Origin of the sequence: Nibrella saemangeumensis (assembly GCF_039541915.1) — a bacterium.
GTDB classification, from domain to species: Bacteria; Bacteroidota; Bacteroidia; order Cytophagales; family Spirosomataceae; genus Nibrella; species Nibrella saemangeumensis.
Map to the genome: position 1 here is coordinate 45,471 of NZ_BAABHD010000030.1, position 19,784 is coordinate 65,254.

Genomic DNA, 19,784 nt, shown 5'->3' on the forward strand with positions numbered 1-19,784 from the left:
GTAGTTTACCCCTCAGTTTACTTCCTATCCTGATAACCCTTACCTGCTATGCTCAGTAGACGAAAGCTCCTTGGGCGTCTATCAGCTATGCCACTGCTTGGTGGCCTGTTTGGTAGCGTAACTCCGTTTGACTCCGCGTTGGCAGCGCCAGCGGCCGCCCGTAACCTATTCAAAGAACTCGGCCTCCGTACCTTTATCAATGCCGCCGGGACCTATACGGCAATGACGGGCTCGCTCATGCACGACGAAGTCATGGACGCCATTCAGGCAGCCTCCAAAGAGTTTGTCATGCTGGATGATGTGCAGACGAAAGTTGGCGAAAAAATTGCGGCCCTGACGCACGCGGAATCGGCGGTGGTAACGGCCGGCTGCTTTTCGGCCATGACGCTGGGGCTGGCGGGGGTGCTGACCGGTATGGACCAGAAAAAAGTGGAGCAACTGCCGCATCTGGAAGGCACCGGCATGAAGTCGGAGGTGATTGCCCAGAAAGGCCACAACGTAGGCTACAACCACGCGCTGACCAATACCGGCTGCAAAATCGTGGAGGTTGAAACCATTGCCGATGTCGAGAAGGCCATTAACGAAAAAACGGCCCTGCTCTGGTTCCTGCATATCCAGTCCGACAAGGGCAAGATCATGCACGAAGACTGGGTGGCGCTGGGTAAAAAGCATAATATACCCACGATGATCGACATTGCAGCCGATGTGCCGCCGGTGGAAAACCTGTGGAAGTTCAACGACATGGGCTTTGATCTGGTCTGCGTCTCCGGCGGCAAAGCCATGCGGGGTCCGCAGAGCGCGGGCCTGCTAATGGGCAAAAAAGATTTGATTGCCGCAGCCCGGCTCAGTATGCCCCCTCGTGGCTCGACCATCGGCCGGGGCATGAAGGTCAACAAGGAAGAGATTCTGGGGATGTACGTGGCGCTGGAGAAGTTCGTGAACCAGGACCACCAGAAAGAATGGAAAATGTGGGAAGACCGGGCCGCGCATATATCCGATACCATCACGAAGGTTAATGGGGTAACCGTCACGACGGATGCTCCGCCCCTCGGCAACCATACCCCTACCCTGCGCATTTCGTGGGACCCGGCGAAAGTGTCGCTGACTACCAAAGTACTGCAGGAAAATCTGCGCAACGGCAACCCGTCCATCGAAGTGGTAAGCGCGCCCAACGGCATCAGTATAACGACCTGGATGCTGAAGCCGGGTCAGGAGAAGATTGTGGCCTCGCGGCTGAAAGAAGAGTTCACCAAAGCATCGGTCTGATCGATTCGTTCTATTCCTAAACACCATGCGAAAGCTTTATTTCCTACTGTCTGTTCTTTTCCTTTTCTGGGACACGGCCCTGGCCCAGACGCCTTACAGCATTGTCATCAAAGGCGGGCATCTGATCGACCCTAAGAACAATGTCAATGAGGTGATGGATGTCGCCATTACGGACGGCCGTATTGTCCAGATCGCCAAAAACATTGATGCCTCCGGCGCGAAGCAGGTTGTGGCGGCCAAAGGCCTGTATGTAACGCCGGGCCTGATTGATATTCACGGACACGTTTTTTCCGGTACCGAAGCCAACAGCTACCTGAGTAACGGGCTGTCGGCCATTATGCCGGATGGCTTTACCTTCCGGGTAGGTGTTACCACTATCGTGGATGCGGGCGGGGCCGGCTGGAAATCGTTTCCGGCTTTTAAGAAGAACATCATCTTCAACTCGAAAACGCGGGTGCTATCGTTCATTAACATCGTCGGCGAAGGCATGCGCGGGGGCGTCTGGGAGCAGGATACCACCGATATGGACCCACGCATGGCCGCAGCGGTGGCCCTCAGCAACCCCAACGATATCGTCGGCTTTAAGCTCGCGCACTTTCAGGGGCAGAACTGGGCACCTGTGCAACGCGTGGTAGAAGCCGGTAAACTCGCCAGCCTGCCTGTGATCATCGATTTTGGCGGTAGTACCCCCCCGCTACCGCTGGAAGACCTGTTCCTGAAGTACCTGCGGCCGGGCGATATTTTTACCCATACCTATACCCTGCTGGAGAATAATGTACGGGAGACGATTGTCGACGAAGAGAGCGGGCAGGTACGGCCGTTTGTCTGGGAAGCCCGCAAGAAGGGCATCGTGTTCGACGTGGGCTACGGGGGCGCCAGCTTCAATTACTCGCAAGCCATACCAGCCATGAAGAGCGGCTTTCACCCGACCACCATCAGCACCGACCTGCACACGGGCAGCATGAACGGCTCCATGAAAGATATGCTGAGCGTTATGTCCAAATTCCTGGGCATGGGCATGGATGTACCCAGCGTGATCCGGGCCAGTACGTGGACGCCCGCGCAGGTGATTCATCGCGAAAACCTGGGCCATCTGTCTGTGGGCGCCATCGCCGATGTGGCGATCTTGAACCTTCGGGATGGCAAGTTCGGGTTCTACGACAAGACTGGCTACAAAGTGGAGGGCAAAAAGAAGTTCGAGTGCGAGATGACCATCAAGGGCGGTAAAATCGTGTACGACCTCAACGGCATTGCCAACCCGATTGTGCTGCGGTGATTTGGTTGAGTGGTTGATTGGTTCAATGGTTAATTAGTTTGCTGGTTAATTAGCCATTTTGAACCCGTCCCCAATTAACCAATCTGCTAATGAACCAATTAACTAATCAACATGCCACACCTTCGATACTTTCTACTACTTATAACGGCTTTTATCGGATTTACCCCACCCGACGATAAGAACAAGCTGCCGGTCACCACCACAGCCAACGGGGGACTGTTCCTGCCCGATGGCTTTGAAGCTGTGGTGGTAGTTGATAGCCTGGCCGGACGCGCCCGGCATATCGCCGTCAACACCAACGGCGACATCTACGTAAAGGCGCGGTTCGTACGCGACAAAGATGAATCGGTGATTGCCCTGCGGGACACCAACAAAGATGGCCGGGCCGACATCATCAAACGCTTCGGCGGCCTAAACCGGGAAGGCTCCTACGGTACCGCCATGCGCATTCACAACGGCTTCCTGTATTTCAGCTCCGAACTCATCGTGTACCGCTATAAGCTGACACCCGGCAAACTTGTACCCGAAAGCCCGCTGGAGGTGGTACTCACCGACGATCACAAACACGGCATGCACGAGCATATTGCCAAGCCGCTTACGTTCGACAACCAGGGGAATATGTACGTCCCGTTTGGGGCAGGTTCCAACACCTGTCAGGAACGCAATCGTACGCCCAACTCAGCAGGTCAGTATCCATGCACCATGCTGAAGGATCATGGCGGCATCTGGCGGTTCGACGCCAACAAAACGGGCCAGACCCAGAAGGACGGCTACAAGTACGCAACCGGCCTCCGCAGTGTGGTGGCCCTGGACTGGAACCCGGTCGACAATAACCTGTATGCCCTGCAGCACGGCCGCGACGACCTGCTCATGTTGTGGGCGGGTACGTATTCGCCCTGGCAGAGCGCGGTACTGCCGTCTGAAGAGTTTTTCCGGGTGAAAGATGGCTTTGATGGCGGCTGGCCGTATACGTACTACGATCAGATCAAAGGGAAGAAAGTTATCAACCCGGAGTACGCCAATGATAGCCGGCTCAATCCGGAGGAGATGAATCTGGAAAAGCCCTTGATTGGTTTTCCAGGTCACTGGGCACCCAACGATCTGTTGTTCTATCAGGGCACCAACCTGACCAATGGCTTTCCCGCGCGGTACCAGAACGGGGCGTTTATTGCCTTCCACGGCTCTACCAACCGCGCTCCCTATCCGCAGTCCGGCTACATCATTGGCTTTGTTCCCTTGAAAGATGGCAAGCCCTCGGGCAGCTATGAGGTATTTGCGGATGGATTTGTGGGGAAAGATTTGATAGTCAACGTGAGCGATGCTGTGTACCGTCCAATGGGCATTGCCATGGGACCAGACGGCTCCTTATACATTGCGGAAACCGAAAAAGGTAAAATCTGGCGGATTACCTACAAAGGCAACAAAAAGAACTTTGGCCTCGCCCAACTGGCCCAGATGGAGAAGCGCAAAACGATGTCGCATATCCGCACACCCGACCCGATTAAGGACAACCTGGACCGCGACAAGCCGGTGGCGGGTAGCAAAGTATATACCGTCTATTGCTCGCCCTGTCACCAGCGCAACGGCCTCGGCGACTCGCAGCGGTTCCCACCCCTGGCCGGTTCGGAGTGGGTGCTCGGCGACAAAAAGCGGCTGATCGAAGTGCTCCTGAAAGGGCTGGAAGGCCCTATTGAGGTAAAAGGACAGTCGTACAACAATGTAATGCCGCAGCACAGCTTCCTGAGCAACGAAGACATTGCGCAGGTGCTGACCCACATCCGGCAGAACTTCGGCAACACGGCCGATGCCGTAAGCGCCGACGAAGTGAATGCAATCAGAAAAACAGTAGCCTTAAAAAAGTAACCCCTCTCATGAAAGCAGAACGCAGATCCATTTTAAAACGACTGTTTGCCTCCGTAGCTGGTATCACCGGATTAAGCGCAACGTCGGTTGCCGCCACCTCGATGGCCGCCACCTCATCAGAATCGGCCAAAGCGGCAGTATCCACCGGTGCCGAACCCGCCCTCGAAAAAGAAGTATTCAATGTAGAGATGCACCAGGATGTGCCCCTGTTTTCAGGCTCTACCAAGTTGGGCAATATGATATTCGTAGCCGGCAAGGGTTACCACAAAGAAGGCGACATCAAGGTCCACACCGACGAAGTACTCAAAGAACTGGAGAAGGAACTGATTAAAGCCGGCTCGTCAATGGAAAAGGTGCTGAAGGTAAACGTCTACCTCCACGACCTCAACGACTACAAAGGCATGAACGAAGTCTACAAAGGCCGATTTGGCAGCAAGCCCCCCGTGCGCACCACCGTAGCCGTTTACGGCGGAGTCCCCGGTAGTTCGCTGGTGGAGATGGATTGCATTGCATATATCTAATCAGAATAGCCTGTACAAAATAGGGAGTACGTCATCGGATTGTTTCGTATCGAAACAATCCGTATTTTTATTGGGTTATTGTCAAGCAGTCATTCCCGCCCGGATGAAGAAAAAGGATTTACAAAATTTGATTAAAACCCATGAAGCCCTATATGCCCGCGCCAAAACTATTCTTGACGAACACTATGCTGAGTTGGAAGCGCAGGACAAGCATATGCAATGGGTGAAAGAGTGGTTGAAGCAAAAAGAGATTCTGGAATGGCTGAGACAACAAAAGCCGGATGACGAATGACCAACTGATAAGAGGTAGAGCGATGGTAAAGGACAAGACACTTCCGAACTTTGATAAAGAGCTGGCTGATATTCAGTCCAGAACCGCTGAGACTCTCTCGTTTCTGGAAACGCAGGGGCATCGGCTGAACTTAGCCGAGTGGGTAACCATTGCCAAGTACGCCCAGCAACATAACCTGTCTACGCAGGTAGTGACTAACTGGATTAATCGGGGCAAGATACCTCATGATTGCGTTATTGAAGTCCCTGAGCTAAATAATCTCAGGTTAATAAAAGATCAAACTTACTAAAAAGGGTTAACAGCTACTACCTGTAGAATAACGTATTTTCACTTGCTTGCTCCTTGATTCACTTTTCGGATTCACCAAACTGGACAATCTAGTGTTTGTGGTCGGCAAAGGCTACCACAAAGAAGGCGACATTCGGGCCTACACCGACGAAGTACCCAAAGAACTGGAGAGGGAGCTTATCAAGACCGGCTCTCCAATGGAGAAAGTGCTGAAGGTAACGGAGTGAAGCCCTCCTCTATAAAGCTATAATATAAAGTTGTTAAAGTGGCCAAAATCTGCTCATACTTATAACAAAAATTCTAAAGTAATAGAGGTATCTTCCGAATGCCGAGTAATTGTAAGTAAAGAAACGATTATACCTGATCATCCATAACTAGCAACATACAATAATTATTCAGTCAGCCAACTGCCTCCAACCTCACCTCCCGCATCTCCTTCTTCGGCGCATCACAGGTAGGGCATTGGTAAGAATCCGGTAGTTTGGCGAAGGGGACACCGGCGGGAATGCCGCGAAGGAGGTCGCCGAATTGCTCGTCGTAGACGGTCAGGCAGTGGGGGCACTGGTGGACGACGGGTTCGGTATCGGCGGCTGGCTGGGATTCTTCCGGGTCGGGGCGCAGGATTTCGGGGCCTTCGAGTGAACGACGCATGCCAAACTTGCGGCATAGGCGCTCAATCTGGCCCGGTACCATCATTTTGAGTAGTCCGCGTTCAAACAGGTGATAGGTCCGGCTGTTGGGGTTGAAGTTATCGGCAAAATACAAGTCGTAGACACTAAAGAGGGGCAGCAGTCCAATCCGCAGCAGCGGCCGCTGGCGAATCAGCACGGAGCCAAATACCTCCGATTTGGGCCGGGTTTGTACGCCAAAACACAGGCCAAATGTTCGGGTATCGTGTTTGGCAAAGTACCGGATAACCGAGTTCTTGATGCGGGTACCCTCGTCGCTATGGTCCTCCGTCTGCCAGGCCAGTTCGTTGGCCGCATGGCGCACATTGATGTTGTGCTTCGACAGCACGTACGACCAGCCGCCCCGGTCTTTTTCTTCAATCCCTTTAATGATGAGCGATTTCCAGGGCGTCACGCAGATTTCGCCGATGCGGGTTTTCAGACAGAGCTGGCAAAGGTCCAGCAGAAACGCAATCGAGAACTGCTCCTCCCGACGGTACAGTCCCAGCCACGAGCGCTGGCCGTAGCGGTTGAAACCTTCGTAGTAGGGCAGTGAAAATTCGGGGAGTTCCAGCTCCTGGGTAGCCGGCTGCGTGATGTACTGCCGCTCCGCCGTGACAGCCCGGTACAGCGACTTTTCATCACGGTGCCCCTGGTTGAGCATGGCCTCGTCGAGAGATTTCACCAGTCGGCCAATCTCATTGGTATAGATTAACTCCCGCCAGCGGAATACCGTGTTGCATTGCTTCGGGCGGATGTACAGGTACCAGAAGTGCGGCTCCGGCGACGCAATGAAGTTGAGGTTGCCGGTAAAGAACGGCGTAAAACTCTGGCTGGAATCCGACAGGTTTACTTTCAGCCTTGGCCGGTCCTCGAAACTATCCAGCACGGTATGGTATTCCCCTTCGTGCAGCCAGTCGCCGGTACGGAATACCTCTTCTCCGCAATACGAACTGATGATGTTGGGGTACTCGTCGCGGTTTACCTCGTAGAAAATCTGGTGCGTCTTGAGGTCTTTTTCCAGAAAGCGCATGTCTTCGTAATGCACCGTCATCAGCAATTGCTGCCGGGCACCAAACCGCACCTCCCGCACATTGGCATTATACGCCAGCGTCAGCACATTTTGCAGATACCCCGGCGATACAATACCCGCCGGGAGATTTATTTTGAGGGAATAGTAGTCGCGCATGATTCAAAGAGTGATAGAGCGAATGAGTGATAGAGCGAAAGAGTGTGTTGCAAAGCAGCCTGGCTAATGATTGGCGATAATGGGCGGCAAGGCCCCGCTCTTTCGCTCTACCGCTCTTTCACTCATTAATTCGAGTATACTCCTCACCTCCGGCCGGCAGGAGCCGCAGCCGGTGCCGGCGCCGGTTTTCTGACAGAGTTGCTGGAAATCGGTGCAGCCGCTCTGGATGGCGCGTTCGAGGTTGCCCTGGCCGACGTTGTTGCAGGAGCAGACCAGCTTGCCTTCCACGGGGTCTACCTTCTTGCTCGACCGGAGCAGTTGGAGCCGCTTTTCGGATAGCTCAACGCCACTGGCAATCAGGTCGCGGAACTCCTGAAACTCGTTTTTGTCACCTACCAGTATGGTACCAACCAGCTTATCGTGGTGGACAATGCACTTCTTGTAATAGCGCTTGGCCCGGTCGATGAACACAATCTCTTCGTAGTCGGGGTCGTTGGGCGGGGCTTCGGGCAGGCCGATGCTGCACAGGTGCAGACCTTCCATTTTCAGGATGTTCATGGACACGCTGCCTTTGTACGGTTGTGAAATATCCCCGGCAATAAACCGGGCCGCTACCTCGGCCTGTTGTTCGGCTGCCAGCGTAATACCCCACATCTGCCCGCGCCATTGGGCAATCTCCCCGGCGGCAAAAATGTCGGGGTCTGTCGTTTGCAGGTAATCGTTGACTACCACACCCCGGTTGCAGTCCAGTCCGGCCTGCCGCGCCAGTTCAATATTGGGTATGGTACCAATGGCGATCACCACCACCTGACAGTCTATTTTCCGGCCGGATTTCAACTGGATACCTTCAACCTGTTCGGTCCCCCGGAAGGTCTGTACCTCTTCGTTGAAATACACCTCGATACCCCGTTCAATCAGATCCTGATACAGCAGTTCACCGGCCAGTGGGTCGAGCTGACGCTCCATAAACCGGCTAATCCGCTGGATAACCGTCACCCGCACGTTCATTTGCCGCAGCGAAGCCGCCAGTTCCAGACCCAGCAGACCACCGCCGACAATTACGGCATGAGGGTCTGGCTGGTTTAAGTAGGGCAGCAGCGAATCAGCATCCAGCCGCGACCGCATGTTGAAAATGCCCGGTATACGGGGCACACCCTTCGGCATAAAGGCACTGCTACCGGTACCGAGCAGCAATTTGTCGTAGCTATGCTCCACGCCATTGGTATCGGTCACAACCTTATGCTCTCGGTCGATGTGGGCAATGCCAACGCCTTTGTGGACAATGATTTTTGTTTCGTCGAACTGGTCTTCGCGCAGCTTGACAAGTTGTTCCCACGACTGCGCCCCGCTGATATAATCGGGTAACAGCACGCGGTTGTAGAACGGATAAATTTCTTTGGAGAAGACGTGAATTTCGTCCTCCTCCGGGGTCGCGTCCGACTTGAGTGCCCGGTAGGCGTTGATGAAGCCCAGCCCCGCCGAACCGGCACCGATGACAATAATTTTTTCGACCGGCTTTTTGTACGGCACTACCTGAACGGCCGAGTATTTAAAGTCTGGTTCCTTCGAGCGGGGGTCATACAGGGAATTAGTCAGGTTGTTGGCCCGGCCGAGGTTTTTACCTAGAATCTTACCCCAGTGCATTGGCAGGAAACAGAGCCCCTGCCGCACGTCGTCGGTTAGTTGTGCCTTTACCCGCACTTCCCCACGACGGCCTTTGACTTCCACCAACTGCCCAGCTTTGATACCACGGGCGCGGGCATCGTCGGGATGAATTTGCAGGAACGGCTGCGGACTATGCTGGTTCAGCTTGGCAACCCGACCGGTTTTCGTCATGGTATGCCACTGGTCGCGGATACGGCCAGTCGTGAGCACCAGCGGAAAATCTTCGTCGGTGGGCTCGGAGTTATTTCCATCCGGCACCGCGTGAATCTGCGCCCGGCCGTTGGGGGTGTAGAACACATGATCCGTAAATAAACGCTTCGTTCCTACGCCCCTGTCTATTGCCAACTGCCCACTGCCCTCTGTTGACTGAGAACTGCCAACTGCCGAAAGCGGCCACTGCACACTCCGCTGTTCCCGCAATAGGTCGTAGCTTACGCCCGTAACATCCACATTCGTCCCGGCGGTAATCTGAGTGTACTCCTGATAGACGTCAGAAGCACTGGCGTAGTCAAACGACTCACCGAAGCCCATCTTGTGGGCAAAGCGCCATATGATTTCAGCATCGGGCAGAGCCTCACCGGGCGCATCCAGTACTTTAGGCAGGTGCGTAATCCGGCGCTCGGCATTGGTCATGGTGCCTTCTTTTTCGAGCCAGGCGGCTGCGGGCAGCACCACATCGGCAAAGGGCACCGTATCGGCCCGGTTGGAGACATCCTGCACCACCACAAAGCGGGCTTTTTTCAGCGCTGCCTCGGCCGCGTTGGCATCCGGCAGACTCACCAGCGGATTGGTGTTAATAATCCAGATGGCCTTCAACCGGTCGTCGTTCAGGGCGTCGAACATTTCGGTGGCCGTCAGACCGGGCTTATCGGCAATCTTCACCGGACTGTTCCAGAAGGTTTCCACCTCGGCGCGGTGTTTGGCGTTGGTTACGTCGCGGTGCGCCGGCAGCACATTGGCCAGTCCACCTACCTCGCGGCCACCCATGGCGTTGGGCTGGCCGGTCAGCGAAAATGGGCCGTTGCCGGGCTTACCGATGCGGCCGGTAATCAGGTGCAGGTTAATCAGCGACAGGTTTTTGTTTACCCCAATCACCGACTGATTCAGGCCCATCGTCCACATCGACAGGAACCCTTTCGACCGGCCAATCCATTTAGCCGCTAACCGAATGTCCTCGGCCCGGATCCCGCACAAATCGGCGGCTTCTTCGACGGTACGCTGCATCACCAGTTCCCGAAAGCCAGTAAAGCCGTCGGTATGGTTGCCAATAAACTCTTCGTCGATGTACCCTTTTTCAACCAGCACCCGCCCGATGGCGTTGTTTAGCACAATATCGGTACCGGGCTTGATGGGCAGGTGTAAATCCGACGAACGGGATGTATCGGTTTTACGGGGGTCGACACAAATGATTTTGACGTTCGGATTGGCGGTTTTGTGCGCTTCGATGCGTCGCCAGATAATCGGGTGGCACCAGGCCGGGTTGGCCCCTTGCACCAGAAACACGTCGGCTTCTTCAATATCATCATAACAAACCGGCACCGAGTCTTCGCCCAGCGACAGTTTGTAACCCACCACCGCCGAACTCATGCAGAGCCGGGAGTTGGTGTCGATGTTATTGGAGCCGATAAAGCCTTTTATCAGCTTATTAACCAGGTAATACTCCTCCGTCAGGCACTGCCCCGACACGTAAAACGCAACCGAATCGGGACCGTATTTCTGGATAAACGTCCGGAAAACGGCGGCCGTCCGCTCCAAAGCCGTATCCCAGCTTACCCGCTGCATGGGCATCGCCCGGTTGAGCCGCATCTGGGGATACAGCAACCGGTCCGACTGGTCCATGACCGTGTAATGCAGGTTCATGCCTTTCGAGCAGAGCATACCCCGGTTGGCCGGATGCTGCTTATCGCCCTCAACGGTCAGTCGCCCGTTTGGCTCCTGTTTCACTACCACACCACAGCCAACGCCACAGTAACAGCAGGTAGTTTGATGTTGATTTACGTGCGCACCCATATAATTGTGGTTTTTAAGCTTTTAATATCTCTATAAAAGGTGGAAGAGCGAAAGAGCGGTCTCTGCCCCGGCATAGGTTGAATGTCACTCTTTCGCTCTATCGCTCTTTCACTCTTTAAGCCATCGCTACTTCCGACTCTGTCACTTCGGCTACTTTCTCAAAGCTCATGACGGCTACCACCGCAGCCACAGCACCAACCGCCAGACCGATGTACAGAAAGGCCTGCGAATAGCTGATGGTGCTGGACTTGAACAGGAAGCCAGCCAGCACCGCACCTACATTCCCTCCGGCACCGACAATCCCGCTTACCGAACCAATGGCTTTGCGGTTGATGAAGGGCACGATGGCGTAGGTAGCGCCGTTGGCCATTTTCAGGAACATCGCAAAACCAAGCATGAGCACGACAGCCAGCACCAGGCTGCCCGACTGCGCAAACAAGGCAATACCGACACCTTCCAGCGCCAGCAGCAGGGCCAGCAACCGGCCTTTGCCTTTCAGGCCAAAAGTGTTGCCTACTTTATCGGCTACAATACCGCCCATAGCGCGGGCAAACAGGTTCATGAAACCGAATGCGCCAGCCAGAATACCGGCCGTGGTCAGGCTAGCGCCGAATTTCTCCGAGAAGTACAGCGCGGCAATGTTGTCGAAGGTCACCTCGATGCCGAAGCATGCCCCGTAGGCCAGGAACAACGCCCAGGTACGCGGGTCTTTGGCGGCTATCGCCAGGGTTCCTTTAGCCTTAGGAGAGCTGGCTATGGCATCTTCCGACAGTTCATCGAAGTTGCCGGCCGGAGTATCCTTGGTATAGCGGTAGTACAGCACCGCCAGCACGAGCAGGATAACGCCCGGCACAATCATGGCCAGTCGCCAGGCGGATGCCGGCATATAGCCCATTCCCACAAATAGGGCAAAGATGAGCGGCATCACCATGTTGGTAATGCCTCCACCCAGGTTACCCCATCCACCGGCCACGGCATTTGCGGTGCCGACAATCTTCTTGTCGAACATCACCGACGTATGGTACTGGGTAATCACGAACGAAGCACCGATTACCCCAATGGCCAACCGAAACAGGAGAAAAGCCTCGTAGGAATGTGCCAGACCCACCGTCATGATGGGAATAGCCGACACCGCCAGCAGCGCCGAATACGTTTTGCGCGGTCCCCAGGTATCGCACAGGCGGCCAATCAGGATGCGGGCGACGACCGTAGCCGCTACAGAAGCGATGATGGCATTGCCGATTTGCTCCTTGGTCAGGCCGAGGTCATCCTTGATGACTTTCATCAGCGGGGCCAGCCCGAACCAGCCAAAGAAACAGAAGAAAAAGGCCAGCCAGGTGAGGTGGAACGTACGCATCTGTACGCCTTTGGTCCGGAAGATATTGAGCTTTGTTAGTGGTTGTTGCGATATCAGGTTCATAGTTGTAGCGTGTTAAGATTCTATGATTAGCCATTACTTCTTAGCGACAAGGGAATTGGCAGCGAGAAAATCGGGGCGGATGTTAATCATCAGGTACGCCCACGTGCCGATTTTATCCCGTTGGTTCATGGTGCCCTGCTTGGTATACTCCAGCGTGTTAGTGCCGTTCATGAGCGCATAGCCAAACTCCAGGGTCGTGAACTTGTTGAGGCCGTAGGTAGCCACAAAGTCATACTCTACGCCCAGCTTCGCATCCAGTTTAGCACCGGTGGGGGCATCCGGCATCTTGTTGAACGTGGTAGCCGCCAGGGTAAAGTAGTGTACATCAAAGGTGGTCGTCAGTCGCGAGCCACTGTATTTAAACTTCAGGAAAGCATCTTTCAGGCCACCGGCTGGGGCACCCGTACCGACGTAGAAGTAATCCATGTACCCCCAATGCTTGTGGGGCGTACCGTAGAGCGGGTCGAAACGGCTGGTTTCGCCGGCTTTCAGCCCGGCTTCATTATTGCCCGAAAGCACCTCGTAACCGGGTCCGGCGCTGAGCAGTCCTTTCTGAAACATGACGTTTGCCCCGTAGTGGTAAGCATTCTTTATCCGCAGCCTATCGCGGTCTCTGCCGCTCTGCAAATAGCCGAACGCCTGCCACTGTACTTTACCGATGCCCGATGCCGCATTGCCGAACTGCCCAATGAGCATGGTCCCGTAGGTAAGGCGGGAACTAAACCCAGCCACATCATACCGTCTGCCATATACGTAACCAGCCGTAGCGCTACCAATGCTGTCTATACGATACCGTTGAAAGTCGTCTTTGAAGACCAGGGCCGAAAATTTGGTCTGATTAAACTTACGCGCCAGATACGCCATCTGAAACGCCTTGAACTGCTGGTTTTGTCCGTTGGTGCCAACGGCATTGGCGACAACCGGCGCTCCCCCTTTGCCATTGGTGGGCAGAAAGCCGGCCGGAATCGCCAGCGTTACATTCATGCTGGATAAAGCCGAAGCGGGCGTATTGGCCGGGGTATAATAAGTGCCTACCGTGCCAAACGCATCGGTATTCTGGTTAAAGCCAACGCCCAGGTCGAGTGCCCAGCCATGGTGTTGGGCTTTCAGCAAAGCGGCATCAAACCGGCGGGCCTGCTGGAGCCAGTCGAGGTTACCGAGCAGCCGGACATCATCGTATACGAGCTCCTGGCGGCCTATTTTGAAGGAGAGGTTCTGAACAGGCTTGAATTTTAAGGTAGTATCGGCGCTGTTGGCAAGGACTAATTCAGCCCAGGCCTCGTGAACCATCAGCCGGTTACCGTCGGCACTGTTAATGGTAGAGGCATCCTGCCCCCAGACGCGCACATCCTGGATGGCTACGTTGAAGTTAACGCGGTCCCACTTATAGCCGAAGTTCAGGCGGGTACGCTGCGAGGTAAAGGCCGCAGCGGGACTGCTTTTGGGAGCCAGATTGCCGAGACCATCGCGCAGTTCGGTGCGGGTACGGAGCTGGCCGGTCAGTGATAGCTGGGCCCGGAGCGGCCCCGATAAAGCGAGCAGGATTACGCTGGAAACAGCAAGGCGCGTGTAGACTATTTTCATGGTCGTACGTTCCGTTTAAGACAAGTGAAGAATGGATAAAGGCAATACGAAGGCTCGTGTACCCGTCCGGGTACACGAAGTGCAAAAGCCAGCATAAGACAGGCTTTATGAGTGGAGAACGGGGTGACGACGGCCACTAATCACCCGACGGAGTGAGGAAGCAAACTTGCTTTAGCGTCTTTTTTTCATTTTCTTTGTAATCGTTTGTGTTAAACATAGACAAACCCTGTAGCCGATCCATAAGGTGCCCCCACACCGGATCGGCTTTTTTATGTCAGCAGGCTACCGGCAAACTGCGCACATACTCCGACAGATACGCCGGATGTAAGGCCACTACCTCGCCGATAATGATGACGGCGGGCGCCCCCACGCCCTGTCCGGTCACCAGTTCCGGCATTTCCCAGACCTGCCCCACCACGCACCTCTCATCGGCGCGGGTTCCGTTTTGTATAACCGCCATCGGCAGGTGTCCCCGACCGTAGCGGTTGTACATCGCGCATATTTCTTCGAGTTTTTTCATGCCCATCAGCACCACCACCGTCGACTGTGACTGAGCTGCCAGTTGCAGATCGTCCGACAGTTCGCCGTGACGCGTGGTGCCGGTAATGACCCAGAAGCTTTCACTAACCCCCCGGCACGTAACGGGTATGTTTTGTGATGCCGGCACCGCAATGCAGCTCGACACGCCGGGTATTACTTCGCAGGCAATATCGTGTTGCCGGGCGTACTCGCTTTCTTCGTAACCGCGCCCAAACACAAAGGAGTCTCCGCCTTTGAGTCGCACGACATGGCCGTGCTTAACGGCAAAGCGAACAATCATCCGGTTGATTTCGTGCTGCGTGAAATAGACTTCACCGGCTTTCTTCCCGACATAGATTTTTAGGGCCTGGGCGGGTGCGTATTCCAGCAGCGTGGCGTTGGCCAGCTCGTCGTACAGCACCACATTAGCCTGCCGGAGCGCCTTAATTCCTTTCAGGGTGATCAACTCGCCGTCGCCGGGACCGGCCCCCACCAGTGTAAGCTTTGGCTGCATGGCTCTTTCCTTTTATATAGTTGAATATTGCTTTTGTACTACGCATAGTTATTTACAACTATGCTGATTATTGCTTCAAATTTAAAGTCGTAATTTGGAAAAACAAGTCTTTTACCAAAAATTAAGTTTATATTTTTATCGAAAAGCAAATAATTCTCTAGGATTATAAAAAAACAGCTTTTAAATTTGACCTGTTCCTTTATAAGTCATACGGGGGTACTGACTTAGAAAAGTTCAATAAAAGAACAGGGTTTTTCTAATTTAATAGTTACAATTGACTATGAAAGCAGACACAAACAAGCGTGTAGTCGTTATTGGCAACGGCATGGTGGGCTACAAGTTCTGCGAGAAGTTAGTAGCCAAAGAAAAAAATGGCCGTCACTTTTCGCTGACCGTCTTTGGCGAAGAGCCGCGAGCCGCCTACGACCGCGTCCATTTAAGCGAATTTTTCGCCGGCAAATCGGCCGATGACCTGTCGATGGCAGCTGAGAATTGGTACGCCGACAATGGCATCCAATTGTATCTCTCCGACCCGGTGGTAGCTATTGACCGGGAGCGGAAAGAAGTACGCTCGCACCACGGCCTGATCGTACCGTATGACTATCTGGTACTGGCCACCGGCTCCGGCGCGTTTGTGCCCACGATTCCGGGGGTCGAGAAAGAAGGCGTGTTTGTGTACCGGACCATCGAAGACCTGGAGCTCATTCAATCGTACGCGCCACATGCGCGTAAGGGTGCGGTGCTCGGTGGCGGTCTGCTGGGTCTGGAAGCGGCCAAAGCGCTGCTTGACCTGGGCTTACAGGAAGCCCACGTAATTGAGTTTGCCCCGCGCCTTATGCCCCGGCAGATTGACGATGCCGGCTCCGGTATCCTGCAGCAGAAACTCGAATCACTGGGTCTGACTATTCACCTGGCCAAAAGTACGCAGCAGATTGTCGGCGACGATACCATACGCGGGATGCAATTTGCCGATGGCTCGTTCCTGGACGTCGACATGCTGATTATATCGGCGGGTATTCGTCCGCGGGATGAAGTTGCCAAACGCGCCGGTCTGGAAACGCACCCGCGCGGGGGTATTGTCGTGAACAACTTCCTGCAAACCTCCGACCCGGCCATTTTCGCCATCGGCGAGTGTGCCCTGGCTCACCAGATGATTTATGGGCTGGTGGCTCCGGGTTACGACATGGCCGAGGTGGTAGCCTCCCGGCTGACAGGCGAAGAAAAGGAATTCCGGCCGTACGATATGTCGACCAAACTGAAGTTGATCGGCGTCGATGTGGCCAGTTTTGGTAATCCGTTTGCCGACGAGTCGGAGTGCCGCACCGTGGTTTACGAAAATAAAGCAAAAGGTGTATATAAGCGCATCAACGTAACGCCCGATGGCAAAGAGCTGTTAGGCGGTATTCTGGTGGGCGATGCCGAGCAGTATAATATGCTGCTGCAGACCTACAAAAACAAAACCGTGCTGCCGCCCGACCCCGAAGATTTAATTCTGGGCTCTCGCGGAGGTAAAGAATCGGGTGCAGCCGGCGTCATGAGCCTGCCCGACGATGCGCTGATTTGTTCCTGCGAGGCCATCACCAAGGCCATGCTCTGCGCCGATATTACGGATAACAACCACACGACCGTCGACCAGGTGAAGAAAAGCATCAAAGCCTGTACCGGTTGCGGGGGTTGTACGCCGATGGTGAAAGACCTGATTCAGGGGGTGATGAAGCAACAGGGGCAATACGTGCGCAACGTCCTTTGCGAACACTTCGACTACTCCCGCCAGGAACTGCTCGATCTGGTCAAAATGAACGGGCTAAAAACCTATGGTGCCGTGCTGGACCACTTCGGCAAAGGTGACGGCTGCGAAATCTGCAAGCCGGCAGTAGCCTCGGTGCTGGCGAGTCTGTGGAATGAGAATATACTGGAAAAAGACCGGTCTACCATTCAGGACTCCAACGACCGTTTCCTGGCCAATATCCAGAAAGGCGGTACCTATTCGGTGGTGCCGCGTATACCGGGCGGTGAGATAACACCCGAAAAACTGATTGTCATCGGTCAGGTCGCAAAAAAATACCGCCTGTATACCAAAATCACCGGTGGCCAGCGCATCGACCTGTTCGGTGCCCACCTCAACGACCTGCCTAAGATTTGGGAAGAGCTGGTTGCCGCCGGATTTGAAAGCGGTCATGCCTATGGCAAAGCCCTCCGCACGGTGAAAAGCTGCGTAGGCTCTACCTGGTGCCGGTTTGGGGTTCAGGATTCGGTATCGTTTGCCGTAGAGGTAGAAGAGCGATACAAAGGCCTGCGGGCTCCGCACAAGCTGAAGTCGGCGGTATCGGGTTGCGTCCGCGAGTGCGCCGAAGCGCAGAGCAAGGATTTCGGCATCATCGCTACCGAAAAAGGCTGGAACCTGTACGTCTGCGGCAATGGTGGGGCCAAACCCCAACACGCGCTGCTGCTCGCCAGCGATGTCGATAAGGAGACCTGCATCAGGCTGATTGACCGGTTCCTGATGTTCTACATCAAAACGGCCGACCCACTGACTCGCACGGCAACCTGGCTCAACAAAATGGAAGGCGGTATTACCTACCTGAAAGCCGTGGTGGTGGATGATGTACTGGGGATAGCCGCCGAGCTGGAACGTGAAATGCAGGGGCTGGTGGATGCGTATCAGTGTGAGTGGAAAGAAGTGGTGGAGAATCCGGAGCTCCGCCGACGGTTTACGCACTTTGTGAATGCTCCTGAGGTCAAAGACCCCACGGTGCAGTTTGAGTCGTTGCGGTTCCAGAAACGCGCCAAAGAGTGGAAGTGAACATTGATTTGGGATTGTGGATTTCGGATTGATTTCACAGGTATGATTAACCTTTAAACATTGAACCAGTATAACATGGAAGCTGTAGCCATAAAAAATGCCGATGAAGAACTGACCTGGTATCTGGCTTGTCACGTAGACGATATTCCAGTCAACGGTGGTGCCTGTGTGCTGATTGAAGGCCGGCAGATTGCTATTTTCAACTTTACCCGCCGGGGCGAGTGGTACGCCACCGACAACGAATGCCCGCACCGACAGCAGATGGCGCTGGCGCGGGGCCTTGTCGGCAGCCAGGGCGACGAGCCGAAAGTGGCCTGTCCGTTTCACAAAAAGACGTTTTCCTTGACCGACGGCCGCTGCCTCAGCGACGAAGGATACCAGATTAACACCTATCCGGTCGAGGTACGCGTGGGATTGGTGTATGTAGGCTTGGAAGAATAAACGTATGCAGCAGCTCGACCAGCAGGTAGCCCGCCGATTAACACGCTTTTACGTGATTGCTCTCACGATTATTGCGCTGTTGACCATTAGTGGGCTCCTGTTTATCAAGCATACGATTAACAACCATTATGACGATGCGCGGGTGGTCAACGTTGCCGGCCGGCAACGGATGCTGAGCCAGCGCCTGACCAAACTGGCCCTGCTGAAGAGTGAAGGTATAGTGTCGGCGGATACACCGTTCTTTCGGTCGTTGCTAACGACGTGGAGCAACAGCCATGTGCAGTTACGCAACGGCACCTTGTTCATGGAACAGCCGTATGCGGTCCGGAAGAGTACTCAGATCGACAGCATGTTTGCCCGTATTGACCCGGTGTTCCAGTCCCTGTACACGAGTCTCGACCGCATTAACAATCCGGCCAGTAGTCCGGAACAGCAGCGGGCGACACTTGGCGTCATTCTCCGGGATGAGCCCCTGTACCTGCGCCAGATGAACGACATTGTATTCCGGTTCGAAGCCGAAAGCTTTACGCGGGTCAAATACCTCGAACGGGTCGAGTGGATACTAGGCTTGGCAACGCTGCTGACGGTATTTATTGAAGGTCTATTTATTTTCCGGCCGGTAGTCAGCCACACCAGGCAGGTGATCCGGCGGCTGGCGGCATCGGAAGAAGCGCTCCGGCGGGCCAACGAGCAACTGGAGACGACCAACCGCAGCCTGGCCGTGGCCAATCAGCAGTTGGTTGAAACGCAGGCGGGCGTCTTGCGCCTGACTCAAGAAAAGCATCAGTTACAACGTGCCGAAGACCTGGTGCGGTCGGCAGCCCTGCTGGAAGGGCAGGAAGAAGAGCGAAAACGGTTTGCCCGCGAACTGCACGATGGTATTGGCCAGATGCTGACCGGCCTGAAACTGCACGCGGGCAAGATCAAGCGATCTCCGTTTGCCGATGAGAAACAACAGGTTCGGTTTGAGGAACTATGCGACCTGATTCAGGACACAATTCAGGCGACCCGGCAGGTATCGCACAACCTGATGCCCTCGGTTCTGAGTGACTTCGGGCTGGATGCGGCCCTACAACTGCTGGCGGACCAGACAACGCAGCTAGCCGGAACTGCGGTTGTGTTTACCAAAGATGGCGACGAAAAGCGGTTCAGTCCGGTGGTTGAAATTGGCCTGTACCGCATTGCGCAGGAAGCCCTGAACAATGCGGTTAAGTATGCCGAAGCTCAGATCATACAGATAAAACTGGAGCAGGAGCCTCAACGTATCCAACTAACGGTAGAAGACGACGGCAAAGGGTTCACCGCCAGGAAACACCGCAACGGAAAGCCGACGGCCAACGTCAACGGCCTGGAGAATATGCGCACCCGGACACAACTGATGAACGGGGAGTTTACCATTACATCGAAGCCCGGAAAAGGTACCCGGATTTCGGTAACACTTGCTTTATCTGACACACTGACCTAG

Annotated in this window: 15 protein-coding genes; 10 read left to right on the plus strand and 5 right to left on the minus strand. The window is 54.6% G+C overall.

Annotated features, from left to right (window positions below):
- Positions 1–48: 48 nt before the first annotated feature.
- From ABD949_RS15225 to ABD949_RS15255, 7 genes are all read left to right on the plus strand, one after another.
- The gene (locus ABD949_RS15225) at positions 49–1,266 is read left to right on the plus strand and encodes an aminotransferase class V-fold PLP-dependent enzyme (protein ID WP_345244710.1); all 1,218 of its coding nucleotides are present in this window, start codon (positions 49–51) and stop codon (positions 1,264–1,266) included.
- A 25-nt stretch (positions 1,267–1,291) separates the two neighbouring features.
- Entirely contained in the window at positions 1,292–2,542 is a 1,251-nt protein-coding gene (locus ABD949_RS15230) for an amidohydrolase/deacetylase family metallohydrolase (protein WP_345244711.1), read from the plus strand.
- Between the two features lie 111 nt (positions 2,543–2,653).
- Positions 2,654–4,405, plus strand: a complete 1,752-nt coding sequence (locus ABD949_RS15235; RefSeq protein WP_345244712.1) for a PQQ-dependent sugar dehydrogenase — start codon at positions 2,654–2,656, stop codon at positions 4,403–4,405.
- Positions 4,406–4,413: 8 nt separating this feature from the next.
- Positions 4,414–4,926 (plus strand): RidA family protein, encoded by a 513-nt coding sequence (locus ABD949_RS15240; protein WP_345244713.1) that lies wholly within the window; start codon positions 4,414–4,416, stop codon positions 4,924–4,926.
- Positions 4,927–5,029: 103 nt separating this feature from the next.
- A complete protein-coding gene (locus ABD949_RS15245) occupies positions 5,030–5,218 on the plus strand; it encodes a hypothetical protein (RefSeq protein WP_345244714.1) in 189 nt (62 codons plus the stop codon).
- Between the two features lie 22 nt (positions 5,219–5,240).
- A complete protein-coding gene (locus tag ABD949_RS15250) occupies positions 5,241–5,507 on the plus strand; it encodes a hypothetical protein (protein WP_345244715.1) in 267 nt (88 codons plus the stop codon).
- Positions 5,508–5,553: 46 nt separating this feature from the next.
- Complete coding sequence (locus tag ABD949_RS15255; RefSeq protein ID WP_425576757.1) at positions 5,554–5,733, plus strand: hypothetical protein; 180 nt, start codon at positions 5,554–5,556, stop codon at positions 5,731–5,733.
- A 172-nt stretch (positions 5,734–5,905) separates the two neighbouring features.
- Here ABD949_RS15255 and ABD949_RS15260 read toward each other — a convergent pair whose 3' ends face one another.
- The 5 genes from ABD949_RS15260 to cobA all read right to left on the minus strand — a co-directional run bounded on the left by ABD949_RS15260 (position 5,906) and on the right by cobA (position 15,075).
- Positions 5,906–7,363: a rubredoxin gene (locus ABD949_RS15260; RefSeq protein ID WP_345244716.1), complete on the minus strand. Its 1,458-nt coding sequence runs from the start codon at positions 7,361–7,363 to the stop codon at positions 5,906–5,908.
- 63 nt (positions 7,364–7,426) lie between these two features.
- Positions 7,427–11,038, minus strand: a complete 3,612-nt coding sequence (locus ABD949_RS15265) for a molybdopterin-dependent oxidoreductase (protein ID WP_345244717.1) — start codon at positions 11,036–11,038, stop codon at positions 7,427–7,429.
- 115 nt (positions 11,039–11,153) lie between these two features.
- The gene (locus ABD949_RS15270; protein ID WP_345244718.1) at positions 11,154–12,458 is read right to left on the minus strand and encodes a NarK family nitrate/nitrite MFS transporter; all 1,305 of its coding nucleotides are present in this window, start codon (positions 12,456–12,458) and stop codon (positions 11,154–11,156) included.
- Positions 12,459–12,491: 33 nt separating this feature from the next.
- A complete protein-coding gene (locus ABD949_RS15275; protein WP_345244719.1) occupies positions 12,492–14,042 on the minus strand; it encodes an alginate export family protein in 1,551 nt (516 codons plus the stop codon).
- A 274-nt stretch (positions 14,043–14,316) separates the two neighbouring features.
- Positions 14,317–15,075 (minus strand): uroporphyrinogen-III C-methyltransferase, encoded by a 759-nt coding sequence (gene cobA / locus ABD949_RS15280; protein ID WP_345244720.1) that lies wholly within the window; start codon positions 15,073–15,075, stop codon positions 14,317–14,319.
- 280 nt (positions 15,076–15,355) lie between these two features.
- Between cobA and nirB the strand changes: the two genes are divergently transcribed.
- The 3 genes from nirB (at position 15,356) to ABD949_RS15295 (ending at position 19,784) form a co-directional block, all read left to right on the plus strand.
- Positions 15,356–17,878: a nitrite reductase large subunit NirB gene (gene nirB / locus ABD949_RS15285; protein ID WP_345244721.1), complete on the plus strand. Its 2,523-nt coding sequence runs from the start codon at positions 15,356–15,358 to the stop codon at positions 17,876–17,878.
- Between the two features lie 75 nt (positions 17,879–17,953).
- On the plus strand, positions 17,954–18,319 hold the full coding sequence (nirD, locus tag ABD949_RS15290; RefSeq protein ID WP_345244722.1) for a nitrite reductase small subunit NirD: 366 nt from the start codon (positions 17,954–17,956) through the stop codon (positions 18,317–18,319).
- A 4-nt stretch (positions 18,320–18,323) separates the two neighbouring features.
- Positions 18,324–19,784, plus strand: coding sequence for an ATP-binding protein (locus ABD949_RS15295; RefSeq protein WP_345244723.1), 1,461 nt, complete (start codon positions 18,324–18,326; stop codon positions 19,782–19,784).